Here is a 26,644-nt window from a genome sequence, read left to right on the forward strand (position 1 = left end):
TCAGTTCCTCCGCGTGCCACCGGAAACGCCATCTGTGCGCTCGATCCGCACCACGTCGCCCTTGTCACTACCGAGGCGCAGTTCGGCCGCGCCGAACAGCCGATCCACGATGTAGTACGGCGAGCGGAATCGGTAGTTGACGAGCTGGCCGTCACCCTGCGCGCCGATGACGAACAGCGGCGGCAGCTCGCCCTGGGCAATGCCCGGCGGAAACTGGATGTAGACCTTCTCGCCGTCATCGAAGGCGCGCAGCGGCTTCCACGGCGGATTGCTGCCGCTGACCGCGTAGCGGAAACGGATCTTCTCCAGCGACAGGCCCGCATCGACCGGCGCGGCAGCGCTGGCCGCCTGCGCTTGGCGCTGCAAGGCCAGCATCTTGTCCTTGGGGTACTCCCAGGACACCGAGGCCATCCACGTCTTCTCAGTCGAGGTCAGCTCCAGCAGGTACGTGCGCCGGCTTGTGGTGATGACCAAATTAGTCTTCAGGCCTGAGCGGATGGGCTTCACCATCACGTTGACGCGCAGCGCCTCGCCGCCGCCGCTCGATGTGTCGCCCACGATCCAACGCACCGTGTCGCCGGCGGCGACCGTCACCAGTTCCTCGCCCGGTTGGAGCGCGATCACGGTCACGCGGCCCACCGCCGCATAAACCTGGTACAGCGCGCCATCGGTGAAAGGCCAGACCTGGATCGCGTTGACGTAGCCCTCGCGCGTGGGCGCGATGCGCGCCTCGGCATTGGCGCGGGCCACGCGCACGGTTTCGTCAGCGGGCTCCGCCAGAGGCTTGCCATCTGGTACAGGCTTCATCTGCGCCGGCATCGGCAACACCTCGGGCACGGTCACAACCTCCACCGGCTTCGGCGCCTCGGGCAGCGGCTGGGCCTGCACGGGCTCGTCAAGCGAGATGGCCGGCGGCGGCTTGCCCTGCGTGGCGCAGCCCGCAAGCCCAAGCAGGATCAGTGGCAAGACGGATTTACGGAAATACGGATTCATGGCTTGGCTCCTTCGGATGAATCGAGTTCGCGGCTCCACGACAGCCCGTTGACGTAGATGCCCAAGGGGTTCTTGCGCAGGCGCTGCTCGGTGCGCGGGGTCTGCTGCACGATGGAAATCACCGCGTTCCAGCGTTCGGTGCGATCCAGTGCACCGTTGACGTAGCGGGTCTCCGTCCAGCGCACGTTGAAAGACGTGTCGCTGGCGCGGGTCACGCTGGTGATCTGCACCGTCACCGACTCCTTGCCGATGCGCGCGAACGGATCGTTCACGCGGGCGTAGTCGTTGAGCACCACGGCGCCCTTGTCGGTGGTGTAGTTGTAGGCATCGAGCCAGTTCTGCCGCACCACGATGGGGTCGATGGACAGCGAGCGCACCAGCCCAATGAAACGACCCAGGTGGTAGGCCACCTGGGCATCGTTGGGCCGGTACGGCGTGGCGGCTTCGCCGACCGCGCGCACCTGGCCCGTGTTGTCCACCTCCACCACGTAGGGCGTGACGATGGACTGCGCCGAGCGCCAGACCAGGCCCCCGGCCATCAGCAGCGCGAGCGCGAGGCAGCCGAAGGCCATCCAGCGCCAGTTCTTCGCCTGCACGCGGGACGAGCCGATGCGCTCGTCCCACACCTGTGCGGCGGATTGGTAAGGGGTAGCAGGCTGCGGCGTGTCGGCATAGCGCACCTGCGGGCGTTTGAATCGCATGGGTGTTCTCCTTGAGGATCAGGAATCGGAATCGCGCAAGCTCGGCCCTTGGCTGGAGCTACCGCCATCGCCACCGCGCAGCGTGTGGGCGGCGGTTGTCGCGGCATGGGTGATTTGCTGCCTGCGATGCAGGCGCTTGGCCCAGGCCGGTTGCTCCTGCGGTGCGGACGGCGGTGCATCGCCATTGGTTGCAGGTGTAGATGCGGGCGCGTCGGCACTGAACGCTGCGGCAGCGCGTTCGCGGATAGAGCGCGCGCCTTGCGCCACCTTCTGTCCAGCCGCCTGCGCGCCGGTCTTGGCGACATTGCCCACGCCGGCGGCAGCGCCCTTGAGGCCGCCGCCAGCAGAAGCGGAGCCGGCCTGGAACGCCGACTTCGCGCTGCTGGCGGTCGATGCCATCGAACGTGCACCACTGGCCGCCATACGTGCAGCGCCGGGCGCCATGCGCGCACCGGCTGCAACTGCGCCACCAACGCCCGTGGCTGCTGCGCCCACAGCAACCGCAGCGCCGGCCGCGCCCAGCGTGGCACCAGCCATCGCGCCCGCGCCGAGTTGCGGGCCGCCAGACACCAGCCCGGTCGCAATGCCCGGCCCGAAGATGCCCAGCGCCAGCAGGGTCAGCGAGGCCAGCATGACGACGACCGAATGGTCGATGGACGGTTCGGCCGGCTGCACCTGGAACTCGGCGAACAGGCCCGAGCCAATGCCCACGATGACGGCCAGCACCAGCACCTTGATGCCCGACGACACCACGTTGCCCAAGACCTTTTCAGCGAGGAACGCGGTCTTGTTCCACAACGCGAACGGCACCAGCACGAAGCCTGCAAGCGTCGTCAGCTTGAACTCGATCAGCGTGATGAAAAGCTGGATCGCCAGCACGAAGAAGCACAGCAGGACGATCAGCCAGGCGAGGAACATCACGACGATGGGCGTGATGTTCACGAACACCTCGGGGAATCCCGCCATGTCGCCGATCTGTTTGAGGATCGGCGCCCCGGCGTCGATGCCGACCTTGGCCAGCCTGCCCGGTTGCAGGAAGTTCTCCATGCTCAAGGTCGAGCCGCTTGCCGTCAGGCCCAGGCCCGCGAACGAACGGAACACGATGCCGGCCAGCCAGTTGAAGTTGCCGATGATGTAGGCGAAGGCGCCGACATAGAGCACCTTGCGGATCAGCTTGGCGATCACGTCCTCGCCCTGGCCGGTGGCATGGCCCATCGCCCAGAACAGCCCGGCGATCGTCATGTCGATGACGATCAGCGTGGCCGTGAGAAATGCCACCTCGCCATGCAGCAGGCCAAAGCCCGAGTCGATGTAGCGCGAGAACGTATCGAGGAAGCGGTCGATGATGGTTACGTCATTCATGGCGAGTTCTCCTGCCCAGGCCCGTTGTCATCGGCGGGCTCATCGAAGCTGGGCGGAATCGGCGGCAGGTCGGCGAACGTCTGGTACTCGCCGGGGCCGGCCTTGCCAGAGAGAAAGCGGCGCAGGTCGGCCTGGGCCACCTGCGCGCAAAACGCGCCGTCGCGCCCGCCCGCGCGGCACCGCTCTTTCAGCGCGTGCAGCCGCACTGGATTGGCCGAAAGTGCATCGACCGAAGGCGCCTGCTGCTGGCCGCAACCGACCAGCAAACAGGCGAACAGGACAGGCGCGCGGTTCATGGCATCACCTGTCAGCGGTTGTAGAAGTCAACGGGCTGCGGCGTGTACGGCGTGCCCGAGCCCAGGAACCGCCGGTTCACCTCGCGCCCGCGCTCTACGGCGGCAGCCTGCCGCGCCAGCTCCAGCGAGGCCGCGCGATCCTGGGTGATCTGCAGCCGCTGCGTCTGGATCGACTGCTTGGCCTGCAGGGCCAGCAACTGGTTCATGGCCTGCATCGCCTGCAACGCGCCTTCTGCCGACTGGCTCTTGCCCACGAGGTCGGCCAGCACGCCTTCGTCGTCGCTCAGGTTCTGCGACGCCTGGGCCTGCATCTGCATGGTGGTCTGCAAGCCGTTGAGCGTGTTCTTCCAACGCTCCTGCGTGTCGCGGTACATCTGATTGCCGCTGACGGTGGCGGCGTACTGCTCGGGGTACAGGCGCGCGAACTCGCGGTCGATGTTCGTCACGTCGTAGGCCAGGCCCTTGGCCTGCGCGATGAGGCGCTGGGTGGTCGCCAGGTTCGCGCGCAACTGGCCCACCACGCTGGACGGCAGGCTGGCCAGGTTGCGGGCCTGGTTGATGAGCATCTGCGCTTCGTTCTGGAGCTGGCGGATCTGGTTGTTGATCTGCTCCAGCGTGCGAACGGCGGTGAGCGTGTTCTGCACCAGATTGGTCGGGTCGAGCACGATGTCGCCGACGCCGAACAGCGCGTGCGCGGGCTGCGCGATGCCGAAAGCGAGCACGAAGGTGGCGGTTAACGCGGCGAGCTTGGGGGTATGCAGTTTCATGGTTGGTTCTCCTGCGGATGGGTGGGGACGAGCGGCGTGCCGGGGAAGTCACGCAGCAGCTCGGCCGCCCAATCGAGGCTGCGGTGGCGCAGCCATGCGGCTGCGAACGGGGAAGAAGCGGTGGAAGCCGCGGTGAGCACCGCGTCGATGTCGCGCTGGTCTTGCGGCGTGGAAGCGCCCGCGAAGGCGAGCACCGCCGGCCCCAGGTCAAGGTCAAACAGGCGATTGCCGAGACGGGATTGGTAGTAGTAGTCGCGCTTGGGCTGCGCGGTGGCAACGATCTCGATCTGCCGCGAGTTCAGGCCGAAGCCTTCGTAGATCGTGCGAATCTGCGGCTCGGTCGCCTGCGGGTTCGGCAGGAAGATGCGGCTTGCGCAGCTTTCAATGATGGCCGGCGCGATGCTCGAATCCTTGATGTCGGCCAGCGACTGCGTGGCGAAGATGACGCTGACGTTCTTCTTGCGCAGCGTCTTGAGCCACTGCCGTATGCGCGCGGCAAACACCGGGTCATCCAAGAACAGCCACGCTTCATCGAGGATCAGCAGCGTGGACGCACCGTCAAAGCGTTCATCGAAACGCGCAAAGAGGTAATGCAGCACGGCCATGACGGCGGCCTTGCTGTGCATCAGCTCCTCCATCTCGAAGCACTGCACGTCGGCCATGCCCAGCCGGTCGTGATCGGCGTCCAACAGCTTGCCGTGGGCGCCGCCCAGCACATAGGGCGCGAGCGCCTGGCGCAGCGCGTTCGATTGCAGCAGCACCGACAGGCCGGTCATCGTGCGCTGCTCGACGGGCACACCGGCGAGGCTGCCGAGTGCCGACCAGATGGCGGCCTTCTCGTCCGGGCCGACCGCCACGCCCTCGTGCCGCAAGCGACCTTCGATCCATTCGGCCGCCCAGGTGCGGTAGCCTTCGTGGTCGATGCGGGCCAAGGGCTGGAAGGCGATTTCTCCATCCGTGCCCAGGTCGTAGTGCTCGCCGCCCAGCCCGAGGATGGTGGCGCGCATCGAACGGCCCATGTCGAAGGCAAAGATGCGCGAGCCGCGATAGCGACGGAACTGCATCGCCAAAGCGGCAAGCAACACCGACTTGCCCATGCCTGTCGGCCCGGCCACCAGCGTGTGGCCCACGTCCCCGATGTGCGTCACCAGCCGGAACGGCGTGGCGCCGTCCGTCCGCGTGACGATCAGCGGCGGGCCGCCCAGGTGGTCGTTCTTCTCTGGCCCGGCCCATACCGCCGACACCGGCATCAGGTGCGCCAGGTTCAGCGTCGAAACGATGGGCTGGCGCACATTGGCGTAGGCGTTGCCGGGGAGCGAGGACAGCCACGCATCCACGGCGTTGAGCGTTTCGGGAATGGTGACGAAGCCCCGGCTCTGGATGGCGCGCTCCACCATGCGCAGCTTCTCGTCGGCCGCGGCCGGGTCGGCATCGAGCACCGTCACCGTGGCGGTGAGGTAGCCGAAGGCGACTTGATCGCAGCCCAGCTCCTGCAAGGCGGCATCGGCATCCGTGGCCTTGTTCGCGGCATCCGTGTCCACCAGCGGCGACTCCTGCTGAAAGATCGTTTCGCGTAGCAGTGCGATGACGTTCTTGCGCTTGGCGAACCACTGGCGGCGCAAGCGCCCCAACTCCCGTTCCGCCTCGGATTTGTCGAGGCACAGAAAGCGCGTACTCCAGCGATACGCAAATCCGAGGCGGTTGAGGTCGTCCAGAATCCCCGGCCAGGTCGAGGTCGGGAAGCCCCGCACCGTCGCCACCCGGAGGTGCTGGTCGCCCAGCATGGGCGCCAGGCCGCCGATCAGCGCGGAGTCGGTCAGCAGCGCGTCGATGTGGAATGGCACCTCGGGCACGCCCACGCGATAGCGTCGCGTCGAGATGGCCGCGTGCAGGTAGGTCAGCGTCTGGCTGTCGTCCAGCCAGGCAATCTCCGGCATCACGCCATCAAGCAAGTCAAAGACGCGATCCGATTCCGCGATGAAGGCAGTCAGGCGCTCGCGCCAGTCCACGCCTTCGGTAGGGCGGTTCTCGTACAACATGCCCGCCGCGCGGGCGCGGGATTCCTCGGGAGGTAGGTACACCAGCGTCAGGTGATAACCGCTCTCAAAGTGGTTACCCGATTCCTCGAAGGCCGCGCGCCGTTCCTCGTCCACCAGCCACGACAGCGGTTCGGGAAACTCCGAGTGCGGATAGTCGGCGGCAGCGCGGCGCTCGGCCTCGATAAACAGCGCCCAGCCCGAGCCCATTCGGCGCAGCGCGTTGTTCAGCCGTGCGCTGGTGGCGATCAGCTCGCCTTGCGTGGCGCTGTCGAGGTCAGGCCCGCGAAACCGGGCCGTGCGCTGGAAACTGCCGTCCTTGTTCAAGACGACACCCGGCGCGACCAGCCCGGCCCAGGGCAGCCAGTCGGCGAGCAAGGCCGGGCGCTGACGGTATTCGGCGAGGTTCAGCATGGCGGCATCCCCTCACACGTCCAGCAGCGGGCGGTGCTTGATGTGCCGGGCGAACACGGCCATGAACTGCGGATCGACGCGCGCACCCCAGACCGCCAGCGAATGGCCGACGATCCAAAGCACGACGCCCGGAATCCACAGTTGCAGGCCCAGCCCGACGGCGGCAGCCAGCGTGCCGTTGGCAATCGCCACGGTGCGCGGTGCGCCGCCCAGCAAGATCGGCTCGGTGAGCGAGCGATGCAAAGGCACCTCGAACCCGGCCGCGAAGCTATCCGGGCCGCTCATACGACAGCCCCGCCGGAGAAGCTGAAGAACGACAGGAAGAACGAGGATGCGGCGAAGGCGATGGACAGGCCGAACACGATCTGAATCAGCTTTCGGAAGCCGCCCGACGTGTCGCCGAAGGCCAGCGCGAGGCCCGTGGCGATGATGATGATGACGGCCACGATGCGCGCCACCGGCCCTTGGATCGACTCCAAGATCGACTGCAAGGGGCCTTCCCAGGGCATCGAGGAACCGGCGGCCTGCGCGGTTCCGGCCAGGAACAGCAGCAGCGCGGCCAGCATCAGTCCTTGCCCCGCAGGACGGGCCAGGCTGTGCAGCCGTGACCGCGCAGGAAGGCGCAAAGCCGGATTTGCAGAAAAACGGAAAGCAGGAACGATCATCTGCGTCATGGCAGTTCTCCAGGGTGGTTGAGGGACGGGGAAGAAAGGGCGGACTGCGATGGCAGCTCGGGAAACGGCGCGTCCAGTGCATCCGCCAATCGGTAGCCCACGCCGTCGAAGCCGACGACGCGGGCGATGCTCTCGATGCGGCGCTTGCGCCCGCGTCCGGCGATGTGGATCACCACGTTGACCGCCTCGGCGATCAGCGCACGCGGCGGGTTCACCGCCACTTCGAGAATCAGTTGCTCCATGCGCAGCAGCGCGCCCAGCGCGGAACCCGCGTGGATCGTGGCGATGCCGCCGGGGTGGCCAGTGCCCCACACCTTGATGAGATCCAGCGCCTCGGCCCCGCGCACCTCGCCGACGACGACGCGATCCGGCCGCAGGCGCATGGACGAACGCACCAGCTCGGTCATGGACACCACGCCGGAGCGCGTGCGCAGCGGTACGTGGTCGCGGGCCGCGCATTGCAGCTCCACCGTGTCTTCGAGCACCAGCACGCGGTCGCCGGTGGCGGCGATTTCGGCGAGCAAGGCATTGGCGAGCGTGGTCTTGCCGCTGCTGGTGGCCCCGGCGATCAGGACGTTCTGGCGCTCACGTACAGCGCGCACCAGAAAGCCCGCCTGGGCGGCGGTCATCATTCCGTCCACGACATACCGCTCCAGCGGGATCACGCCGATGGCGCGCTTGCGCAGCGCGAAGGCCGGCCCCGGCGCGGCGGGCGGCAAGATGCCCTCGAAGCGTTCGCCGGTTTCGGGCAGCTCGGCCGATAGCATCGGCTGGCCGCGATGCACCTCCGCGCCAACGTGGGCCGCGACCAAGCGGATGATTCGCTCGCCATCCGCTTCGGGCATCTCTACGCCCATCGGCGCGCGGCCCGATGACAACCTATCCACCCAAAGGGTGCGATCCGGGTTGAGCATGATTTCCACCACGTCGGGGTCTTCGAGCGCGGTGGCGATCAGCGGCCCCATTGCCGTGCGCAGCATCTGGATGCGCCGGTCGAGCGACGTGGCGCTCATGGATTGGGGAATGGCGCTCATGACGCACGCTCCCGCGCCTGGGCTGCCGCCGCCGCTTCCTCCATCCGCATCGGGTCGGGATGCAGTTCCTCCACCACGTCGCGCACGAGGCTGCGCCCGCGCAGCAGGTGGCGGCCAAGCTGCTCGGTGAACTGCTCGAAGCGTGCCTTGCCCTGGGCGCGCGCCGCCTCTTGGTGCGCCTCGGGAATCGGCGTGCTGACGGTCAGGTAGTAGCGAATGAACAGCGCCAGCGTCTCGATCTGGATGTTTTGGTCGCGTTCCATTCGTTCGGCCTGGCGCGACAGGCGATCAAGGCGCTTGGCGATGGCCGCCTCGCGTTGGTCAGCGGCATCGGGCGACAGCCACGATGCGAGCGCCGCCGCGACGATGGAGGACTTGGACACGCCTTTCTTGGCGGCCAGTTCATCAAGCCGCTGGGCGTGCTCGGGCTGGATAAAGAGGTTCAGGCGGTAGTGGCTCATAGCTCGATTCCGTCGTTGGGGTCGAGGGAAGCCAGTCGAGCCGTGCGCTGCATGGCCGGATCAAGCTGGCGAGGAAGGGGAAGCGGCAGGTCGTCGTCATCGAGCAGGCCGAGGTCGGCCGTGCTCGCGGCCAGTTCGGGGTCGTAGGCGACGGTTTCGGAGAGTTCGGGCTGACGGCGTGGGCCGCCGTCGTCGGTTGTGCCCAGGTGTTCCAGGCCATCGGTGGATGCCGTGGCCGGTGCGGCGGGCGCGGAAGGAATCGCCAGCCCGCTCCAATCGTCGGGGCGCAGCGGCGGTGTGTCGGCGTACTGGCCGTCCGCCAGCACAGGCGGCGGCAACACCCGCCGCTTGAAATTGGCGTCGGCGTAGTAGCGCAGCTTCGTGGCCTTGATCGGTGCCACGCTGGACACCATCACCACGGCCTCGTCCGGTGGAAGCTGCATGACTTCGCCCGGCGTCAGCAGCGGGCGCGCGGTTTCCTGGCGCGACACCATGAGGTGGCCCAGCCACGGCGCGAGCCGGTGGCCCGCATAGTTACGCTGCGCGCGCAGCTCGGTGGCGGTGCCCAGCGTCTCGGAAATGCGCTTGGCCGTGCGCTCGTCGTTCGTGGCGAACGTCACGCGCACATGGCAGTTGTCGAGGATCGAATGGTTCTGGCCGTAGGCTTTGTCGATCTGGTTGAGCGACTGCGCGATGAGGAAGCTGCGGATGCCGTAGCCCGCCATGAAGGCCAGCGCCGTCTCGAAGAAGTCGAGCCGGCCTAGGGCCGGGAACTCGTCGAGCATCAGCAGCAGCTTGTGGCGGCGTTCGATGCCATCGCTTCCATCCAGCGATTCGGTGAGCCGCCGTCCGATCTGGTTCAGGATCAGGCGGATGAGCGGTTTGGTGCGCGAAATGTCCGAAGGCGGCACCACCAGGTACAGCGATACGGGGTGCTCGGCGGAAATGAGGTCTGCTATGCGCCAGTCGCAGCGCGAGGTGACTTCGGCCACCGTGGGATCGCGGTACAGGCCGAGGAAGCTCATGGCGGTGCTCAACACGCCGGAACGCTCGTTGTCCGACTTGTTGAGCACTTCGCGCGCCGCCGAGGCGACTACCGGATGCGGGCCACTACCTTCCACGTTCACGAGGTGCGGCGTGGTCATCATCCGGTGCAGGGTCAGCTCGAACGGGCAGGCAGGGTCGGAGAGGAAGTTGGCGACGCCGCGCAGCGTCTTGTCCTCGCCCGCATAGAGCACATGCAGGATGGCGCCGACCAGCAGCGCGTGCGAAGTCTTCTCCCAGTGGTTGCGTCGCTCCAGCGCGCCTTCGGGATCGACCAGGATGTCCGCGATGTTCTGTACGTCGCGCACTTCATGCGCTCCGCGCCGCACCTCCAGCAGCGGGTTGTAGGCCGCCGACTTCGCATCCGTCGGGTTGAACAGCAGGCAATGCGAGAAGCGCGAGCGCCAGCCTGCGGTGATTTGCCAGTTCTCGCCCTTGATGTCATGGATGACCGCTGACGCAGGCCATGAAAGAAGCGTCGGTACTACGAGGCCAACGCCCTTGCCCGAGCGCGTGGGCGCGAAGGTCAAAACGTGTTCCGGGCCTTCGTGGCGCAGGTACTGGCGGTCGTGCTGGCCGAGGAACACGCCGGCCGGCTGCGTGAGGCCCGCTTTGCGAATGTCCTCCGCGTTGGCCCAGCGTGCCGAGCCGTAGGTGGTGACGAGGCGTGATTGGCGCGAACGCCAGATCGACATGCCGATGGCGACCAGCACGGCGACAAGGCCGCTGCCGCCAGCAATCGCACCGCCGATGTCGAAAACACGGGGCGCGTAGGCGTCAAAGAAGAACCACCACTCGAACAACCGCCACGGGTGGTAGACCGGCGTACCCAGGAAATCAAACCACGGCGAGCCAAGGCGTACTTGATAACAAAGGGCCGCTGCCGTCCATTGTGTGGCTGCCCACACGCCGGCGATCACGATGCCGAATACGACGGCGATCTGACCGAACAACACGTTCGTCCCTCGCATGACCTAGCCTCCGATTTCTCCTGCGCTCATTCCTCATGGAAAAAGCGGCACAAGGACGTGCCGCAGGCATCAGGATCGGCGCTGCGTCAGTGCCGGTCAAAGACCGTTTAGGGCTTAAAGGTCGAGCAAAAAAGAATGAATGAGCGCGGTGGCGAGACAAAGAAGAACGCCGCAAGCGCGGGTGCGTTGCGGCGTGTTGGGCAGAGGAATTAAAGCGGTGAGGCGATTCGCAAATAATCAGAGGTTGGGTGACTCTTTCGGTATGGTGTATTGCGTTTGTACATCGCCATAGAACCGCTTGCGTGTGGCTTCGGCGGCCCGGTTGCATAACACCTCACCCAGCTTGGAGCGTTCAGTCTTGCATTGATGTCGCAGCTTATTGAGTCGTTCCGGGTTGGCTGCCAGCTCTACCACCATCGGAATTTTTGCCTCCGGGTCAGCGACTTTTTTCTGAGCTGCCTCAGATTGGTCACATGCGGTCAATGCGGCCACCAGCACGGGCAGGATGAGTTTTCATGGCATCAGTTCCTCCGGGGGGCCTGGGTTGTGGCCCCGCATGGGCCTGGGTGAATCGGGCGATTCAATGGCCTGAACACGTTCAATAAAGCGCATCATCACATCAGATAGATCGCCCCCAAGGTGCAGCAGGTAGGTCGTCAGCGGCGGTACACGTGATGCCAGCGGCCGGGACACAACGCCGGCTTCGTTGCTGGCTGCAATGTGTGCTGCACCAGTGAGTCCGAGCGCGAAACCCGCCGACACCAGCGCCATCATCAGGTCACAGGACGCAACCCGCTCCGCGACCAACGGCTCCACGTCGGAACGACGCAACACTCGCTCGACATGCCTGGCATGACCTTCGCAAACTTGCGGATCGCACAAGACCAGCGGGTAGCGCAGTAGCTCGTCCAGAGGAATGCGCTTGTGAGCCAGCAGCGGATGCCGTGCTGGAACCGCAACCATGAGCGCATCGCTCCAGGCGGGTATGGTGACGATGCCATCACCTACGTCTTCGAACTGCGCAAATCCCACGTCGTACAGATCGTCATGCAAACCTTTAATCTGCTGCGACAGCGGCACCTCGAAGAAGCGGATCTGGACCTCGGGTTCTTCCTGTCGGCAGAGGGCTAGTAAAGCGGGAAGGCGCGACGGCGTAATGCCGTCGGATAAAGCCACGCGCAGTTGACCATGAAATCCATTGGCCGCAGCGTTCACGCTCTCACGCGCTTGTTCTAGGGCCGCAAAAACTCGGCGCACGTGCTCCAAAAACAGCTTGCCGGCACGGGTCAGTTGTGTGCTACGCGTGGTACGCGCAAATAGCACCACGCCCAGTTCTTCTTCAAGCTCTTTGATGGCTCGCGACAACGGCGACTGCTCCATATGAAGCCGCTCGGCCGCGCGTGCAAAATGAAGTTCTTCAGCAACAGCCAAAAAGTATCGCAGGTGTCGCAGTTCCATGCATAAAGCTCCCATTTGGAGGGTACAAGGAATGCGGCAGCAGAGGTACACCACCTGTTCATGCACCCTGTCACGAACTCTTATCGGAGCACTGCCACCAGCCACTCCGTCCGTCCTCCATCTGGCCCCAGCTTTCGATTTCTTCTGCTTTGCACTCAAATTGCCAACGATCGAAGCGCGCATGGACACACGAGATTGCGACTGCGGGGCATGTGCACTCTTGATACGCCGAGCTATGAGCACGTCATACGCAGGCATTCACGTGCCGACGGCGGCAGCGAGCTTGCGCAAATCGGTGGCCGGGTCGGCGAGCGCGGCGCGGTCGGGCTGCGCGCCGGCCGCAAGCAGCCGGCGCAACGGCGCGAAGTCGCGCGCGTTGTTCACGCAGGTGGCGCCCACGATGCGGCCCTTTTGCAGCTCGATCAGCGTGAACTTGGGCGATTCAGTGGAAAGCTCGCCGCGCACGATTTCCTCGCCGCCGCTTGCCAGCCCCGCCACCTGGATGCGCAGCGCGCCCTGGTCGGACCAGTACCACGGCAACTCCGCATACGCGGGCGCGGCCGGATCGGCCAGGTGGCGCGCCACCGCGATGGCCTGGTTTTGCGCGTTCGACCAGGTTTCGATGCGCTCGAAGCGCCCGCTCAAAGGGTTGCGCTGGCGCGTCACGTCGCCTATGGCATAGACATCGGGGCAGGTGGTGCGCCCATAGGCATCGACGAAGATGCCGTCGTCACAGGCCAGCCCGGCCGCGCGCGCGAGCGCATCGTTGGTCACCACGCCTATGCCCACGACCACCATGTCGGCTGCGATGCGCGTGCCGTCGTCGAGCAGCACGGCGCCCTCGGCAAAGCCCGTGACGCTGCGGCCGAAGCGCAAGTCCACCCCCTGCGCTGCGTGGTAGCGCGCCACGAAGTCCGAGAGCGTGGGGGAGGCAGCGCGGCCCATGAGGCGCGGCTGGGTTTCGACCAGAGTCACGTTGACACCCGCTGCGCGCGCCGTGGCCGCAAGTTCGAGCCCGATCACGCCGCCGCCCACGATCAAAAGCCGCGCCTGCGGGCGCAAACCGGCCTGGATGCGCCGCGCGTCTTCGAGTGTGCGCAGCGTGTGCACGGGCATGGGCGCGCTCTGCAAGGCCGGCAGCGTGCGCGGGGTTGCGCCCGTGGCGAGCACCAGCGTGCCGTAGGGCAGCGTGCGCCCGTCCGACAGCGTCACCGTGTGTGCCTGCGGGTCGAACGACTGCGCCGCCACGCCCAACAGCCATTCGACCTCGGGCGCGCGCATGCAGTCGAGGCGGATTTTCTCGGCGTCGCCATGGCCCATGAAGTCTTTGGACAAGGGCGGACGATCGTAGGGCGGCTCGGCCTCGTCGCCGACCACGGTGAGCGGCCCCTGGTAGCCGGCCTGGCGCAGTTCACTAGCAAAAGAGACGGCTGCCAAACCGGCACCGAGGACGACGACAGGGGCTTTCATTGCTTCTTGGGGCATCGTGCAGTGGCTCGACTAATCATAGGAAAAAGGGGCGGCCCAATTCAGCAGCAAATTGCCCGGCCGCATCACTTTGCATGCGTGTCACTGTACGCCGAACGATTACCGTACATTATCGAGCCGCTTGCATTGCAGTTCAGCAAAAATCGCTGTCCGGGCCAGAATCAGAATTGCTTGCGCACAGCCAGGAAGCTCACCAGCGGGTCCAGACGCACATTGGCCGTGACCGGTACGCCGCCCATGGTGCCACTGGCCGTGGTCTTGAGGTAGACCTTCTGCAGCGTGAAGGAGAGGCTGTAGCCGTCAGCCAAAGGCCAGTCGGCACCGACGATGAAGGCGCCGCCAAAGTTGTTGTCCACCTTGAGGTTTTGCAGTGCGCCCTCGCTGGTGCTGAATACCTTGAGGTAGCTCATGCCGCCGCCGAAGAATGGGCGGATAGGGCCCCACATGCCCGGCGAGTAGCTGAGTGTCAGAATTGCCGGCCCACCTTTTACGCCACCGAGACGCCCCAAAGTCCCGAGGTTGCCAGTGCCGGACAGGTCTGTCTTGACGGGCGTGCCGATGTCCAGCCTGGCCGTCCAGTTGGGGTTAAGGGAATAAGCGATTTCCAGGCCTAGTACGGTGTCGTCGCTGGCGTTTACGCCAGCCCCCGGGACGGGCCCGCCGGCATACAGGTCGGCCTTGGTGTTGAAGTTAAAGTTCACAGCGCCCAGCGCCAGTGACCAGGGCGAAGTTGGTGCGCTCGGTGCTGTTTGTGCGTGGGCGTTGCTGACCACTGCGGCGCAGACCAACGGAAGCAGGGTGCGGAAAAAGCGTTTCACGGGTTGTCTCCTTATGTTCTGTCAAATGGACTATCTGACTTTTCTAGAGCAAAGCAGCGGCCCATTTCCCTTGCGGGAAAGCGGCCAACAGATTTGCTCCGTGCGGAAAATAGAAATGGGGGCTCAGCCGTTGGCTAGGAAGTCCAGCGTCAGCCGATTGAAGGCGTCCGCATGCTCCCATTGCGCCCAGTGACCACAGCGCGGGAAGACGTGCAACTGCGCATCCGGCATGTTCGCGACCAGCTTGAGGCCGTGGTCCAGCGGCACGAAGCGGTCGTCACGCCCCCAGGTGACGAGCGTCTTGGCCTTAATCTCGCCCATGCGCGGCGACACGTCCCAGGACGAAAGTGGCAACTTTTGCGAGCTCAAGAGGAAGTTCTTCAGGTGCTCGGGGTTGCGCTGGATGTTGGCCCAGCGTCCTTGCACCAGTTCGTCGGTGATCAGGCTCTGGTCGAACAGGAAGACGTTGAGCATCTGCTTGAGCGTGTCGAGCGAAGGCTCGGCGTAGAGCTTAAACAGCAGCTTGATTCCTTCCATGGGCATCGCAGTGAACAGGCTGTTGCCCAATCCGCCCGGCCCCATGAGGATGAGCTTGCCGGTGCGCTCCGGGTATTCAAGAGCAAAGTTCAGCGCGCCTGCGCCACCCATGGAATTTCCCACGAGGTGCGCTTTTTCGATGCCCAGTACATCCATCATCCCTTTGACCGAGCGCGCGTTGACTAAGCCGCGCTGCTCGTCCATCACGACGGTGTCGGACTTGTTGAAGCCCGGCGCGTCCTGAAGGATCACGCGGTAACCGGCCTTGACGAAGGGGCCGATGTTGCGGTAGTAGTTGCTCCACCCCCCCGCTCCCGGTCCGCCTCCGTGCAGCATGATTACCGCTTCGCCCTCGCCTGCATCGTTGAGGTGAATGCGGAAGTTGGAGAGGCCTTTTTCGTTGATGGTGACGAATTTGCTCGTCGTGCTTTCGTTGAGTTCTGACATGGGAATTTCCTGAAAAAACTAGATGAATGACGCGGCTCAGCGCTGGCCGCGTACCGACTTGTGACCCCACATGGCGGTGCGGTTGTGGCGCACCACCGTCCAGGAGGAATCCACCGTGCGCGGTCCCCAGCCGAACTCGACTTCGATCATGGGCGACGGCGTGTCGGCATAGAAGGAGATCGTATGGTCGTTGGTGTGACGCCCGAGCAGGGAAGTGATGCGCCCGGCCGCGTCCAGCCGATCGAAGGCATAGCCCACGTCATCGATGGTGTTGGCTTGCAGCATGAAATGGTGGATGCGCTTGGGGATTGGGAAGGCAGCCAGGGCGATCGTGTGGTGGCGCCCATTGCAGTGCAGGAAGTGCGCGGGCACGCTCATTTCCGGCCCCATCTGGATGTCGATGATGTCGGACAGCACAAAGCCCAGCACTTCGGTGTAGAACGCCATCGCCTTGGCGGTGTCGGGGACGCAGCGCACGAAATGCCCGATGCCCTGGTCGCCCGTGACGAAGCCCGACACGGGAGCGCTGGGCAGGAAGGGCTGGTCGAAGGTTTCTGCCGGGCCGTAGTAAATCTCAAGCGACAGACCGTACGGGTCTTGCAGGCACAACAGGCCCATGACTTTGCGATGCTGCATGAGCGCTTCGTCACCGCGGGTGAAGGCCACCCCTGCCTGGCGCAGCTTGTCGGCCATGCGCTCGAGCGCGGCGGCGCCATCCACTTCCAAGCCTGCGTAGGCCAGGTCGTCGAGTTCGCCCGGCTGCACGGCGATGCGCCAAGCACGCTGATCGGCCCGGTACAGCGAAGCGTCGCCAGCCGAACCCGAAGCCATCAAACCCACGCTCTTGGTCAGAAATTGGTCCCAGGCGGGTACATCCTGGACGGCGAAGCCGAGGTAGCCCAAACGTTCGATGCCCATGTCTTCTCCTTGGTTATGAAAGCTGCAGTTTCTGCGGCAGGGCTTTGCCGCCAGCAGCATCGAAAAAGCCGCGCACGCCCATGCCACCGTCATGGTTCAGCAGAGCGCCCGTGGTGGGGAAGGTGTCGCCGCGCGTGGCAAAGAACACATAGGCCCCGGTGTATTCCGCGGCCACGGGCATGCGGCCCACCGGCAGCACCGAGGCCAGCATGTCGCCCAGCGGCACGCTGGAGATGGCCTGGTTGGCCATGCCCAGCGAGGCCGGGCCACGCAGGTCGGTGCTCATGCCGCCGGGCGCCACACCGTTGACGCGCACGTGCGGGGCCAGTTCGAAAGCGAGTTCGCGCACCATGCCCACGACGGCATGTTTGGTGGCGGTGTAGAGCGGGCCGCCGCCATTGGGGTAGAAGCCGGCGTTCGAGATCGTGAAGACCACGCTGCCGCGGCTTTGCACCAGCGCGGGCAGGCAGGCCTTGACGGCCAGCAGATAGCCTTTGACGTTGATGTGGAACACCTCGTCGAAGGCGGCATCGATCTTGTCGTCGGGGATGTCGACCAGTGGCATCGAATAGTCCCAGATGCCCGCGTTGGGGATCAGGCAGTCGATCTTGCCGAAGGCAGCAACGCATTCGCGCGCGGCCTTCTGGTGGTCGGCCAGCACGCGCACATCGCCTTCGATGCCAAGCACCTTGGCGCCGTGCGCGGCCTTCAACTCCTGGAGCCTGGCGGCCGACTTGTCGAGCACGGCCACGCGCGCGCCTTCGGCGACGAAGCGGTCCACGATGGCGCGGCCCAGGCCCGAGCCGCCGCCGGTGACCAGGGCTACTTCATTGGTGAGTTGCATGTTGTTCTCGCTTTTGGTTCAGGTATGCAGCGCGGCTGCGGAAAAATCGACCAGCACGTCCTGCCCTTCGATGCGGATCGGATAGACCTTCAAAGGCTCGCAGGGCGGGGGCGATTTGACCTTGCCTGTACGCACACAAAACTTTCCCATGTGCAGGGAGCACTCCACGACATCGCCGTCGAGGTAACCACCTTCGGCCAGCGACCACTCTCCGTGGGTGCACTGATCCTGCGTGGCAAAAAACTCACCCTCGACATTGAAAATCGCCACCTTTTGCGCGTCATGACTGACTTGCAAGGCTTCTCCGGGCGGAACATCGTCCACGCTGCAGGCTTTGGTAAACGCCATCGTGCTGGTTCCTCCGCTCAGAAAAACACGCTGAGGTTGTTCGCCAGAATCGTGCTCTGGTCGATCAGGATGGTGCGGCGCGCAATCTTGAAGCCCAGGCCGTTGTTGGCGCGGCGCAGCACGTCGCGGCGTTCGCCCGCAAAAATGTCCATTTGCCGCTCATTGCGGTTGCGGTAGAGCAAAAAGGCGGAGGCCACTTCGAGCGTGCCGGGCGTGTCGGTTTCGCGCACGATCACGTTCGAGACGATATGCCGGGTACGCGACAGCGGCTCTTCGGCCCAGTTCAGGTCGGAGGTGCGCTGGCGAATGCGACCGCGCATCATGTCGTAGTCTTCGTCGAAGTGTGCATGTGAGCCGGCAGGAACGTATTCCTTGTGGCTGTCGCGCTTATGAAGCGTGGTGCGGATGGGCATCCAGTAATGAATGTCCTGTTCGAGCAACTCGAACCAGGCTGCGAAGTTGTGGTGGTCCAGCAACTGGGCTTCGCGGTAATAAAACTGTTCAACCTCATGTTGCAGTTGTGGACTTACGGGCTGGGCGGGCCACGCAAATTCCTTGATCAGTTCGGCCGTACTCTGGGCCATGGCGACAGCTGTCATGTGGTATCTCCTTGAAGGATTTTTCGTGGACTCAGGGCTTGAGCGTGTCCCAGCTTGGCTCGGACATCATGCGCGCCCAGTGGTGGTACATGCCTCGAGCTGCTTCTTCGGCGTAGACGTAAGCTGTCTTGCCTGGGAAATCCGGGTTGCTCTTGTTGGGCACGTTGATGCCCATATGCGCACAAAGGGGAGCGCTCTTGGCCTTGTGGCCACGGAGCCCACGCTGGATTTCGACCCAGTTCTCACCATCGTCCTGCTCAAAGGTACCGCCAGCACTGAAAGTGCGGATGTTCTGGCGGCGAAACTCTTCCTTGATGTCCTCGGGCGCGTCTGCATCGACGACCACGAAGGCCCACACTTCCACTTCATTGGGGCCACGCGGGTGCCACGTGCGGATGGTGTTGATGCCTGGCAGGAATGAACAGGTCGGGAACACTGTCATGTGCTGGCCGAACATGGTTTGCGTCGGCATCTGGTTCAGGCGCTTGGCGGCTTTTTCTGCAGCCGGACCTTCGGTCCAAAATTGGGTGATCTTGGGGCCCATGATGGCCATCAGAATGCCGGGATCGTTGATGTACCAGCCGGTGCCATGCCCACCCCAAGCCGCGCGGAATTGCGCCCCGTTCTTCGGCATTTGAACATCCGTCAATTCCATATTGGGCGGCAGGCTGGCCAAGACTCCCGACACGTGCGACATCGTGCCGGCGTGGTACATGTCGCTGCAGAATTGCTCGGCGGCAAACTTCCAGTTGCAGGGGATGACCCACTTTTGCATGCCGCCGACGACGGTGGTGCCGGCTTCGGTGCGGTCGAGCATCACGTCCATGTAGGGCATGGCGTCGCTCAGGTAGGTCTTGAGGTCAGGGGCCTCGGCGTCCCAGTTCGCGAAGATCAGGCCCTTGTAGGTTTCCACGCGCGCTTGCAGCGGGCCCCAGTCGGCTTTGTCGAAGCCGCAGTCGCCTTCTTTTTGATCGCAGAAAGCCTCTTTTTCGTAGGGCACGTTGACCAGGTTGCCGGCGATGTCATACGCCCAGCCGTGGTAGGTGCAGGTGAAGGCCTTGGCATTGCCCGCGTCGGAGCGGCAAATGCGCATGCCACGGTGGCGGCACTGGTTCAGGAAGACTTTGATGCTTCCGTCCTTTTGCCGCACCATGATCACAGGGTCTTCGCCCATGTAGGTGGTCAGGTAGTCCCCGGTCTTGGGGATGTGGGCTTCATGCCCGAGCAGCAGCCAAGAGCGCGCAAAGACGCGCTCGAGCTCAATCTCGTAGAGATCTTGGTCTGCGTAGATGCGCGGGTCGAGCAAGCCCTTGTCTTGATCGACCAGTGCGCGGATGGCTTCGTCCGTCCAGCGACGCTTGAACGTCAGCGGCACGGCTTGCACTTCGCGTTCCGAATGTATTCCCATGATGCATGTCTCCTACAGTATCCAATCTGCCCACATTAAAAAGGTCCGGTATGCGCGTGCCATCACCGGGCCGCCTTCAACACTGCACGTTTGGCGCACAGGGCCCAAATGATCCACGCGGGATGGATCACCAGAGTCGTCAACCCGAATGCCGTCGCCAGGTGGCTCCAGGTGATGCTGTAAAAATCCCACAAGCCATCGACCACCTCGGTGGCGATGACGATGTCGAACACGGCCAGGTAGCGCTGCGGGTCGCGCGCCCCCCACAAGGCCACGATGCCGATCGCGCCGAGCTGCAGGCCCACGACGGCCCAGGCGTCACTGAGCAGCCGGAACGCTGGCGTGGCTGCGTCGGGCGCAACGCCCGGGTACATCTGGGCGAACAGTGAGGCCGAGGCGAACTGCAGCGTGCCCAGCAGGTTGGCCAGATAAAAAAGGCCCAGCGCCCACAGAAAAATGCGTCCTTGTTTCACGCGTGCTCCTTGAGGAGGTCATCCCGCTTCGCTGGAAACCGGCTGGGCATGGATGCGCGCATGTTCCAGCGGCTTGAGCAGGTCCAGAGCGACATCGACGATCATGTCTTCCTGGCCGCCGACCATGCGGCGTCTCCCCAGTTCGACCAAGATGTCCACGGTCTTCAGGCCGTACTTTTGTGCCGCAGCCTCCGAATGGCGCAGGAAGCTGCTGTACACGCCGGCGTAGCCCAGCGCCAGCGTCTCGCGGTCCACGCGCACGGGTCGATCCTGCAACGGGCGTACGATGTCGTCGGCCGCATCCATAAGCTTGTACAGGTCGGTACCATGGTGCCAGCCCAGGCGCGCAGCCGCGGCGATGAAGACCTCCAGCGGCGCGTTGCCGGCGCCGGCGCCCATGCCCGAGAGGCTGGCGTCGATGCGGTCGCAGCCTTCTTCGACGGCGACGATGCTGTTGGCTACGCCCAGGCTCAGGTTGTGGTGCGCGTGGATGCCGGTCTGCGTTTCGGGCTTGAGCGTGTCCTTGAAGGCCTTGAAGCGGTCGCGCACATCGTTCATGTTCATGGCACCGCCCGAGTCCACCACGTAGCAGCAGGTGGCGCCATAGCTTTCCATCAGCTTGGCCTGATCGGCCAGGCCCTGTGGCGTCTGCATGTGCCCCATCATCAAAAAGCCCACGGCTTCCATGCCCAGGTGGCGGGCGTACTCGATGTGCTGACGTGAGACGTCCGCTTCGGTGCAATGGGTGGCCACGCGCACGATGCGGGCGCCGGCGTCATAGGCCGCCTTGAGGTCGTGTACGGTCCCGATGCCCGGCAGCAGCAAGGTGGCGATCTTGGCGTGCTTGACCACGCTGGCCACCGCCTCGATCCACTCCAGGTCGGAGTGGGCGCCAAAGCCGTAGTTGAAGCTCGAGCCTTGCAGGCCGTCGCCGTGCGCGACCTCGATCGAGTCCACCTTGGCCTCGTCCAGCGCCTGGGCGATCTGCTTGGCCTGCGCGACACTGTACTGGTGGCGGATAGCGTGGCTGCCATCGCGCAGGGTCACGTCGGAGATGTAGAGTTTCTTGGTGATTGCCATGGGGTCTCTCCTTAAGCGGCCAGCATGCGCAGGGCCATGTGCTCGGCGGTGCGCAGACCGGCACTGGTCATGATGTCCAGGTTGCCCGCATAGGCCGGCAGGTAGTGGGCCGCGCCTTCGACTTCCAGGAAGATCGAGGTCTTCAGGCCCGTCATGGCCTGGCCCACGCCGGGGATGTTGATCGGCGTGTCGATGCGGTCGAACTGCACCTGCTGCTTGAGGCGGTAGCCCGGCACGTAGCTGTGCACGGCCTCGGCCATGTGGGCGACCGACTCGGCGATTGCATCCTCCGAAGCCAAGTCGCTCAGGGTGTAGACCGTGTCGCGCATGATCAGCGGCGGCTCGGCGGGGTTGAGCACGATGATGGCCTTGCCCTTGCTCGCGCCGCCCACCACCTCGATGGCCTTGGACGTGGTCTCGGTGAACTCGTCGATGTTGGCGCGGGTGCCGGGGCCGGCGCTCTTGCTGGAGATGCTGGCGATGATCTCGCCGTAGTGCACCTTGGCCACGCGGTTGACCGCTGCCACCATCGGGATGGTGGCCTGGCCGCCGCAGGTGACCATGTTGACGTTGAGTGCGTCCAGGTGCGCTTCGCCGTTGACCACAGGGATGCAGTACGGGCCAATCGCCGCGGGCGTCAGGTCGATCACGCGGATGCCGGGCTTGAGGCTGCGCAGGAAGGCATCGTTCTTGATGTGGGCGCCGGCCGAGGTGGCATCGAACACGAAGTCGATGTCAGCGAACACCGGCAGGCGGGTCAGGCCCTCCACGCCCTCGTGCGTCGTGGCCACGCCCATGCGGGCGGCACGGGCCAGGCCGTCCGAGGCGGCGTCGATGCCGACCATCGCGCCCATTTCGACATGCTGGCCGTGCCTGAGGATCTTGATCATCAGGTCGGTGCCGATGTTGCCGCTGCCGAGGATGGCAGCCTTGAGTTTGCGGGCCATGGTCATTCCTTCGCGAAGACAGCTGTTACCGAACCCAGTCCGGCGATGCGCACATCGAATACGTCGCCTCCCGCCACGGGCACCATCGGCCCCAGCGCACCAGAAAGCACGGTGTCACCAGCACGCAGCGGACGACCGGCCCGAGCCATGACCTTGGCCAGCCAGAGCGTCGCGTTGAGCGGCGAACCCAGGCAGGCCGAACCCACGCCGGAAGACACCGGCACGCCTTGCCGCTCCATCACCATGCCTGCCTGACGCGCATCGAAATCGCACAGCCGCTTTGGCGTGGAACCCAGTACGTACAGGCCCGACGAGGCGTTATCGGCAATGGTGTCGGTGATGCGGATGTCCCAGCTGGCTATCCGCGAACCCACGATCTCGATCGCCGGAACCGCGAACTCGATGGCGCGAAAGAGATCTGCCACCGTCAGTTGATCGCCTTCAAGGTCACGGCCGAATACAAAGGCGATCTCGGCCTCGACCTTGGGCTGAAGCACGTCCTTGAGGGAGATCTCCTCACCCTCGGTACGTGCCATGTCGGCGAACAGCATGCCGTAGTCCGGTTGTCCAACCCCGAGCTGCTTCTGGACGGCTACGGAGGTCAGTCCGATCTTGCGCCCCAACAGGCGTCGCCCCGCTGCCAGCGCCCGTTGGGTATTGATCTCCTGCACCGCGTAGGCCACCTCGAGATCCTTTTCTCCGATCAGGTTGCGTACCGGCGCCACGGCCACCCCGGTCCGGGCGGCCTCGTACAAAAGGTCGGCGGCTTCACTTGCTGCGCTGGCCGACACCGGATCTGGTTTTCTCATTCGACATTTCTCCTGGATTCATGATTTCTGCGGCTTCCGTGCGTGCTGCCCCGTCGCAGATCACTGTCATGTGGCTGCATGAATGAGCACCTAAGGTGCAAAATTGCCCCGCCCAAAAACTTTTTTATATAATATCGTCTTTTGTGAAAAAAAACGATATTTTTTCTAAGGTGGATTCTACAAACGTGCCGCACTTTCAAGCATTAGAGTTTTCCCTTGCTATAGCCTTTCACTCCGCGCCGCGCACTGATCGGGACCAGACGCTGAGCCTGCGTTGGCCCTGCAGTAGGGGCTGCAGCACTTCACGCCGCCTTTGCGTCTAAGGCGGCGCAATGCGCCCGTTGTCGTGGTGGTCGATCATCTCGGACTGGCCTATGGTGGGTGCACGTGGAGCGGGCCTGCGGTCTGCGGCGTCACGCAGACCGGGCTTGCCGCGTCAGTGCTTGATTGCACAATGGCGGCAACAACCAAACAATGAATCCGAAGACAATGACACAGCAAGATCAAGCATTTCTGACGCGATTGGTTGCGTCAGCAAGGTTGGCCGAAGGGCCACTGGCAGAACCCGATGTCGGGCCGAAAGAGAAGAAGACCGCAACTGCCATCGAGTCCACTTACGCAACGCTCCGTGACCGCATCTTGAGGGGAAGCCACCCCCAAGGCTCAAGGCTCCACCTCGAAACACTCAAGTCATCACTGGGTGTCAGCGGCAGCACTCTGCGGGAAGCATTGACGCGCCTGATTGGAGACCGTCTGGTCGTCGCCGAAGGGCAGAAAGGGTTCAAGGTGGCCCCGATGTCGCTTTGCGATCTCGATGATCTGACGAGCGCGCGCATCACCTTGGAAACCACCGCCATCGTCGAGAGCATCAACCTCGGTGGGGGCGACTGGGAAGACCAACTCGTCATCAGCTTCCGTCGACTGGCGAGAGCGCAGGAGCGAGTTGAAGCCAATCCTGGAGAGGCCTTCGATGCATGGGAAGCGAGGAATCAGGAATTCCACAACGCACTCATGGCCGCCTCTCCGTCCAAATGGCTCGCGAACTTCAGAGAAATCCTGTTTCACAACTCCGAGCGCTACCGCAGGTTGTCCGGCACGCAAGGCCCAATTCCCGTTGAGGTGCACGAGGAGCACAAGACAATCTTCGAGGCGGCGATAGCCCGCGATGCAAATCAGGCGGTTTTGGTACTTTCGCAGCACATTCGGCGCTCCGCCAATGTGATTCGAGCCAATGGGTTGCTGAGAGAGGCCTGACCTCGACCCGTTTCCCCAAGGACTGGAACCTAATGGGCTTCGACTTCACCGCCTCAACTGATTGCTGGTCCGCGTGTACGCCCAATCTCCCAAGACACCCCGCCACCGTGCACAGTGGCCGCGAGTTGCTGCCCCAGCCACTGTTCGATGACGGGTTTCCAAGGAACGAGCGTGAAACCTAAGCCGTCGTCCAGCATGGCGAAGCGCCCGCTGGTGAGCATGATGGAGCGCCGATAGATGCCGATCACACGCTGCCCGTTAGCCACCGGGTGATGTTCCAGGCCAGTGTCAGCTGCAATGTCCATCGCGGCTTGGGTCAGTTCCCGGTTGCGCAGCGTACCCAGCAGATTGCGCGCAAGGATCACGCGCTGCCCGTGTCGCTCGGCCAGCCCCTGTTCGGCCAGGAAGTCGGCGCGCTGCTGCATCGCCTGCTTGGCCTCTGCGCCAAAGCCCAGGTCACCCAGCCCCGAGCCACCGCCGATCAACTGCTGGTCGAGCCAAGTAGCACCGATCACGCGGGCCTGTCGCTCTATGGGCAGGTTCGATTTCAGCTCAACCGCCACGTCGCCCAGGCGCTGCGCGTCGTAGCGCCGGCCCTGCTCTGGCAGGTCGCCCGGCACCTTCCATAGTCCATCGGCCACACGCTCCACGATGCCCGCCCGGCGCAGGGCTTCCAGCCTGCGCACGTGGGCCGCCACAACCTCTTGCGGGTCGCGTCCGGGAACGGCTTGGCCCTGTGCCACCGCCAGGTGATGGTCGGTGCGGTACAGGCCATCGCTCGCCAGCGCGGCGATGATCCTGTCGGCCGCGCGCACGTCGGTCGACACCTTCACCTCCACCACGGCCCCAGTCGGATAGTTCGCCAGCTCGTCGCGGGCGTTGAGCACGACGTAGTGCGCCTTGCCGTCCACGCCGTCGATGACCAGATAGCTCCGGTCGCGCAGTTCGTCGGCCAGCCCCTTCGCGGCCACGCGCCCGAGGATGGTTCGGCCACCTCCATCGGCATCTTGGCCCGGCTCGAACACCGCCAGCTCGCGCGGCTCGCCGCGCATGGCCCGCTGCATGGTGCGGATGATGTCGACGCGCTCGCCCAGGGCGCGCAGGGTCTTTTCCGCATCGACATGGACGGCCCAGGTGCCGGGCTGCGTCTCGTCGGCCAGGCCCAGGCGCTGCAAGCGTTGCAGGCGGCCGATCAGCAGCAGGCGTTGGCGCTGCAACCGGGGTTCGTTGAGCCGTTCGACATGCAACAGGCCATCGCCGCCGGCCTCGCCCATTTCGCGCTTGAGAGTGCGATCCAGGCTCGTCCACCGCTCTTGCTCCACCTCGCGCTGCAAGGTCTGCTGGATCTCCAGCTCGGTGCGTGGCCCCAGCCATTCGGTCGCCAGCTCGGCGGCCCGGTGGCGGAAGCCATCGGCGATGTAGTCGCCCGCGATGATGAGGTCTTTGCCGGTGTCGTCGCGCCCGCGCACGACGATGTGCGTGTGCGGGTTGTCGGTGTTCCAGTGGCTCACGGCCACCCAATCGAGGCCCGTGCCCAGGTCGGCCTCCATGCGGCCCATGAGATGCCGCGTGTAGGTGCGCAGGTCTTCCAGCTCCGCGCCATCCTCGGGCGAGAGGATAAAGCGGAAATGGTGCCGGTCGTCGGCGCAGCGTTCCTTGAAGGCGTCGAGGTCGACCACGTCTGTCTGCGCTCCGTAGGCTTGACCCGGCTCGCCGTCGCGTCCCACACCGTCGCGCTCGATGTAGCGCAGGTGCTTGGCGAGCGACTGCGGGCTGGCCCGCTGGTGATTCACCAGCAGCGTCTTGATGGTCACGCGCCGGGACATGGGCGTCAGCTTCGCGCCCGCAAAGCGCGCCGCCGTATGGCCGCGCCCGAGGCGCGAGCCGGGCCGTTGGCCGGTGCCTCCCGCCGAGCCAGGACGGCGCACCGTGGACTTGCCGCTGCTGGCCTTGCCCGCCTGCTTGAGTACCTTGGAAACGAAGCTCTGCCCCTGGCCCTTGCTTCGGTTCGTCGGGGCCTTTGGAGGATTCGGGCGCACGCGGAAATCGTCGTCGCGGCGGTCAGTCATGGTAGTTCTCCCTGCAAGCTCTGGCGTGTCCTGTCGTGCGAAGCACGCGGACATGCTCGTATCGGCGCGGGCCTCGCCCCATACGCGGCACGGCGGCGAAGCCGCTGCGTGCCGCGCCAACCCCACGTGCAGACTGGCTTTCGACGCGGCCCGGTGCTGCGTCCTTTTGTCTTGCCTTCCGCCTTTGCCCCTCGCTGGCGCTCCGGGCAGCGGCGGCCCGGCGGCGCTGCTGCGCGAGCAGCCAGCACGCCGGCGAACGCAGCGACGGCCATAGGCCGGGCGCGTTCGAGGCAAGACGCCTGCACGTTGGATGGCTGCGCCGAAGGCAGCGCGAAGTGCGGCGCGGATGCGCTCGCACTGCACGCGCGACGACACGCGGAACGCCACCGGATCG

General features: G+C 64.7%; 27 protein-coding genes. 1 reads left to right on the forward strand and 26 read right to left on the reverse strand.

Features of this window, described 5'->3' with window-relative positions; genetic code table 11:
- The 25 genes from trbG to todJ all read right to left on the reverse strand — a co-directional run bounded on the left by trbG (position 1) and on the right by todJ (position 22,927).
- The gene (gene trbG / locus KGA65_RS10425) at positions 1-993 is read right to left on the reverse strand and encodes a P-type conjugative transfer protein TrbG (RefSeq protein ID WP_225863077.1); all 993 of its coding nucleotides are present in this window, start codon (positions 991-993) and stop codon (positions 1-3) included.
- Complete coding sequence (trbF, locus tag KGA65_RS10430) at positions 990-1,694, reverse strand: conjugal transfer protein TrbF (protein ID WP_225863078.1); 705 nt, start codon at positions 1,692-1,694, stop codon at positions 990-992. Before trbF ends, trbG begins: the two co-directional genes overlap by 4 nt.
- A gap of 18 nt (positions 1,695-1,712) precedes the next feature.
- Positions 1,713-3,056, reverse strand: coding sequence for a P-type conjugative transfer protein TrbL (trbL, locus tag KGA65_RS10435; protein WP_225863079.1), 1,344 nt, complete (start codon positions 3,054-3,056; stop codon positions 1,713-1,715).
- Positions 3,053-3,352: an EexN family lipoprotein gene (locus KGA65_RS10440; RefSeq protein ID WP_046196300.1), complete on the reverse strand. Its 300-nt coding sequence runs from the start codon at positions 3,350-3,352 to the stop codon at positions 3,053-3,055. Before KGA65_RS10440 ends, trbL begins: the two co-directional genes overlap by 4 nt.
- A gap of 11 nt (positions 3,353-3,363) precedes the next feature.
- Positions 3,364-4,119, reverse strand: a complete 756-nt coding sequence (trbJ, locus tag KGA65_RS10445; protein ID WP_225863080.1) for a P-type conjugative transfer protein TrbJ — start codon at positions 4,117-4,119, stop codon at positions 3,364-3,366.
- A complete protein-coding gene (trbE, locus tag KGA65_RS10450) occupies positions 4,116-6,569 on the reverse strand; it encodes a conjugal transfer protein TrbE (protein ID WP_225863081.1) in 2,454 nt (817 codons plus the stop codon). Before trbE ends, trbJ begins: the two co-directional genes overlap by 4 nt.
- Before the next feature lie 12 nt (positions 6,570-6,581).
- Positions 6,582-6,854 (reverse strand): VirB3 family type IV secretion system protein, encoded by a 273-nt coding sequence (locus KGA65_RS10455; RefSeq protein WP_008786754.1) that lies wholly within the window; start codon positions 6,852-6,854, stop codon positions 6,582-6,584.
- Positions 6,851-7,243 (reverse strand): TrbC/VirB2 family type IV secretion system protein, encoded by a 393-nt coding sequence (locus KGA65_RS10460; RefSeq protein ID WP_046196303.1) that lies wholly within the window; start codon positions 7,241-7,243, stop codon positions 6,851-6,853. Before KGA65_RS10460 ends, KGA65_RS10455 begins: the two co-directional genes overlap by 4 nt.
- Positions 7,240-8,277, reverse strand: coding sequence for a P-type conjugative transfer ATPase TrbB (trbB, locus tag KGA65_RS10465; protein WP_225863082.1), 1,038 nt, complete (start codon positions 8,275-8,277; stop codon positions 7,240-7,242). Before trbB ends, KGA65_RS10460 begins: the two co-directional genes overlap by 4 nt.
- Positions 8,274-8,738, reverse strand: a complete 465-nt coding sequence (locus KGA65_RS10470; protein WP_046196305.1) for a CopG family transcriptional regulator — start codon at positions 8,736-8,738, stop codon at positions 8,274-8,276. The genes trbB and KGA65_RS10470 overlap by 4 nt, the downstream gene beginning before the upstream one ends.
- On the reverse strand, positions 8,735-10,753 hold the full coding sequence (locus KGA65_RS10475) for a conjugal transfer protein TraG (protein WP_225863083.1): 2,019 nt from the start codon (positions 10,751-10,753) through the stop codon (positions 8,735-8,737). The genes KGA65_RS10470 and KGA65_RS10475 overlap by 4 nt, the downstream gene beginning before the upstream one ends.
- 237 nt (positions 10,754-10,990) lie before the next feature.
- Positions 10,991-11,260 carry an entry exclusion lipoprotein TrbK gene (locus tag KGA65_RS10480; RefSeq protein ID WP_080731479.1) on the reverse strand — a complete coding sequence of 90 codons (270 nt, stop codon included), beginning with the start codon at positions 11,258-11,260 and terminating at the stop codon, positions 10,991-10,993.
- 6 nt (positions 11,261-11,266) lie between these two features.
- Positions 11,267-12,211 (reverse strand): LysR family transcriptional regulator, encoded by a 945-nt coding sequence (locus KGA65_RS10485; RefSeq protein ID WP_046196307.1) that lies wholly within the window; start codon positions 12,209-12,211, stop codon positions 11,267-11,269.
- Positions 12,212-12,469: 258 nt separating this feature from the next.
- The gene (locus tag KGA65_RS10490; RefSeq protein WP_048704391.1) at positions 12,470-13,681 is read right to left on the reverse strand and encodes an NAD(P)/FAD-dependent oxidoreductase; all 1,212 of its coding nucleotides are present in this window, start codon (positions 13,679-13,681) and stop codon (positions 12,470-12,472) included.
- 179 nt (positions 13,682-13,860) lie between these two features.
- Complete coding sequence (locus tag KGA65_RS10495; RefSeq protein ID WP_225863084.1) at positions 13,861-14,517, reverse strand: OmpW/AlkL family protein; 657 nt, start codon at positions 14,515-14,517, stop codon at positions 13,861-13,863.
- Positions 14,518-14,640: 123 nt separating this feature from the next.
- Positions 14,641-15,501, reverse strand: coding sequence for a 2-hydroxy-6-oxo-6-phenylhexa-2,4-dienoate hydrolase (gene bphD / locus KGA65_RS10500; protein ID WP_043371562.1), 861 nt, complete (start codon positions 15,499-15,501; stop codon positions 14,641-14,643).
- Positions 15,502-15,537: 36 nt separating this feature from the next.
- Complete coding sequence (gene bphC, locus KGA65_RS10505) at positions 15,538-16,419, reverse strand: biphenyl-2,3-diol 1,2-dioxygenase (protein WP_225863085.1); 882 nt, start codon at positions 16,417-16,419, stop codon at positions 15,538-15,540.
- A gap of 13 nt (positions 16,420-16,432) precedes the next feature.
- Positions 16,433-17,263, reverse strand: coding sequence for a cis-2,3-dihydrobiphenyl-2,3-diol dehydrogenase (gene bphB / locus KGA65_RS10510; protein WP_225863086.1), 831 nt, complete (start codon positions 17,261-17,263; stop codon positions 16,433-16,435).
- A gap of 18 nt (positions 17,264-17,281) precedes the next feature.
- Entirely contained in the window at positions 17,282-17,611 is a 330-nt protein-coding gene (locus tag KGA65_RS10515; RefSeq protein WP_225863087.1) for a non-heme iron oxygenase ferredoxin subunit, read from the reverse strand.
- 17 nt (positions 17,612-17,628) lie between these two features.
- Positions 17,629-18,210, reverse strand: a complete 582-nt coding sequence (locus KGA65_RS10520; RefSeq protein ID WP_310740956.1) for an aromatic-ring-hydroxylating dioxygenase subunit beta — start codon at positions 18,208-18,210, stop codon at positions 17,629-17,631.
- 31 nt (positions 18,211-18,241) lie between these two features.
- On the reverse strand, positions 18,242-19,618 hold the full coding sequence (locus tag KGA65_RS10525; protein WP_225863088.1) for an aromatic ring-hydroxylating dioxygenase subunit alpha: 1,377 nt from the start codon (positions 19,616-19,618) through the stop codon (positions 18,242-18,244).
- A 62-nt stretch (positions 19,619-19,680) separates the two neighbouring features.
- Entirely contained in the window at positions 19,681-20,091 is a 411-nt protein-coding gene (locus KGA65_RS10530; protein ID WP_225863089.1) for a BphX family protein, read from the reverse strand.
- Between the two features lie 18 nt (positions 20,092-20,109).
- Entirely contained in the window at positions 20,110-21,171 is a 1,062-nt protein-coding gene (gene dmpG / locus KGA65_RS10535) for a 4-hydroxy-2-oxovalerate aldolase (RefSeq protein WP_225863090.1), read from the reverse strand.
- 11 nt (positions 21,172-21,182) lie between these two features.
- Positions 21,183-22,118: an acetaldehyde dehydrogenase (acetylating) gene (locus KGA65_RS10540; protein ID WP_225863091.1), complete on the reverse strand. Its 936-nt coding sequence runs from the start codon at positions 22,116-22,118 to the stop codon at positions 21,183-21,185.
- A 2-nt stretch (positions 22,119-22,120) separates the two neighbouring features.
- Positions 22,121-22,927 (reverse strand): toluene degradation hydratase TodJ, encoded by an 807-nt coding sequence (gene todJ, locus KGA65_RS10545; protein ID WP_225863092.1) that lies wholly within the window; start codon positions 22,925-22,927, stop codon positions 22,121-22,123.
- Between the two features lie 474 nt (positions 22,928-23,401).
- On the opposite strand from todJ, the gene KGA65_RS10550 reads away from it, so the two are divergent.
- Positions 23,402-24,181 carry a GntR family transcriptional regulator gene (locus KGA65_RS10550; protein WP_225863093.1) on the forward strand — a complete coding sequence of 260 codons (780 nt, stop codon included), beginning with the start codon at positions 23,402-23,404 and terminating at the stop codon, positions 24,179-24,181.
- A 53-nt stretch (positions 24,182-24,234) separates the two neighbouring features.
- Here KGA65_RS10550 and KGA65_RS10555 read toward each other — a convergent pair whose 3' ends face one another.
- Complete coding sequence (locus tag KGA65_RS10555; protein WP_225863094.1) at positions 24,235-26,250, reverse strand: relaxase/mobilization nuclease and DUF3363 domain-containing protein; 2,016 nt, start codon at positions 26,248-26,250, stop codon at positions 24,235-24,237.
- Between the last annotated feature and the right edge of the window lie 394 nt (positions 26,251-26,644).

This window comes from Ideonella benzenivorans (assembly GCF_020387415.1).
Taxonomy (GTDB): domain Bacteria; phylum Pseudomonadota; class Gammaproteobacteria; order Burkholderiales; family Burkholderiaceae_C; genus Ideonella; species Ideonella benzenivorans.

Coding starts and splice junctions, on each gene's coding strand:
- KGA65_RS10550 (WP_225863093.1), top strand. CDS start 23,402: ATGAATCCGAAGACAATGACACAGCAAGATCAAGCATTTCTGACGCGA.
- trbE (WP_225863081.1), bottom strand. CDS start 6,569: ATGCTGAACCTCGCCGAATACCGTCAGCGCCCGGCCTTGCTCGCCGAC.
- trbJ (WP_225863080.1), bottom strand. CDS start 4,119: ATGAAACTGCATACCCCCAAGCTCGCCGCGTTAACCGCCACCTTCGTG.
- bphC (WP_225863085.1), bottom strand. CDS start 16,419: ATGGGCATCGAACGTTTGGGCTACCTCGGCTTCGCCGTCCAGGATGTA.
- KGA65_RS10475 (WP_225863083.1), bottom strand. CDS start 10,753: ATGCGAGGGACGAACGTGTTGTTCGGTCAGATCGCCGTCGTATTCGGC.
- trbG (WP_225863077.1), bottom strand. CDS start 993: ATGAATCCGTATTTCCGTAAATCCGTCTTGCCACTGATCCTGCTTGGG.
- bphB (WP_225863086.1), bottom strand. CDS start 17,263: ATGCAACTCACCAATGAAGTAGCCCTGGTCACCGGCGGCGGCTCGGGC.
- KGA65_RS10540 (WP_225863091.1), bottom strand. CDS start 22,118: ATGGCCCGCAAACTCAAGGCTGCCATCCTCGGCAGCGGCAACATCGGC.
- dmpG (WP_225863090.1), bottom strand. CDS start 21,171: ATGGCAATCACCAAGAAACTCTACATCTCCGACGTGACCCTGCGCGAT.
- todJ (WP_225863092.1), bottom strand. CDS start 22,927: ATGAGAAAACCAGATCCGGTGTCGGCCAGCGCAGCAAGTGAAGCCGCC.
- trbB (WP_225863082.1), bottom strand. CDS start 8,277: ATGAGCGCCATTCCCCAATCCATGAGCGCCACGTCGCTCGACCGGCGC.
- KGA65_RS10470 (WP_046196305.1), bottom strand. CDS start 8,738: ATGAGCCACTACCGCCTGAACCTCTTTATCCAGCCCGAGCACGCCCAG.
- trbF (WP_225863078.1), bottom strand. CDS start 1,694: ATGCGATTCAAACGCCCGCAGGTGCGCTATGCCGACACGCCGCAGCCT.
- KGA65_RS10525 (WP_225863088.1), bottom strand. CDS start 19,618: ATGGGAATACATTCGGAACGCGAAGTGCAAGCCGTGCCGCTGACGTTC.
- KGA65_RS10555 (WP_225863094.1), bottom strand. CDS start 26,250: ATGACTGACCGCCGCGACGACGATTTCCGCGTGCGCCCGAATCCTCCA.
- KGA65_RS10520 (WP_310740956.1), bottom strand. CDS start 18,210: ATGACAGCTGTCGCCATGGCCCAGAGTACGGCCGAACTGATCAAGGAA.
- bphD (WP_043371562.1), bottom strand. CDS start 15,501: ATGTCAGAACTCAACGAAAGCACGACGAGCAAATTCGTCACCATCAAC.
- KGA65_RS10515 (WP_225863087.1), bottom strand. CDS start 17,611: ATGGCGTTTACCAAAGCCTGCAGCGTGGACGATGTTCCGCCCGGAGAA.
- KGA65_RS10440 (WP_046196300.1), bottom strand. CDS start 3,352: ATGAACCGCGCGCCTGTCCTGTTCGCCTGTTTGCTGGTCGGTTGCGGC.
- KGA65_RS10485 (WP_046196307.1), bottom strand. CDS start 12,211: ATGGAACTGCGACACCTGCGATACTTTTTGGCTGTTGCTGAAGAACTT.
- trbL (WP_225863079.1), bottom strand. CDS start 3,056: ATGAATGACGTAACCATCATCGACCGCTTCCTCGATACGTTCTCGCGC.
- KGA65_RS10490 (WP_048704391.1), bottom strand. CDS start 13,681: ATGAAAGCCCCTGTCGTCGTCCTCGGTGCCGGTTTGGCAGCCGTCTCT.
- KGA65_RS10455 (WP_008786754.1), bottom strand. CDS start 6,854: ATGAGCGGCCCGGATAGCTTCGCGGCCGGGTTCGAGGTGCCTTTGCAT.
- KGA65_RS10460 (WP_046196303.1), bottom strand. CDS start 7,243: ATGACGCAGATGATCGTTCCTGCTTTCCGTTTTTCTGCAAATCCGGCT.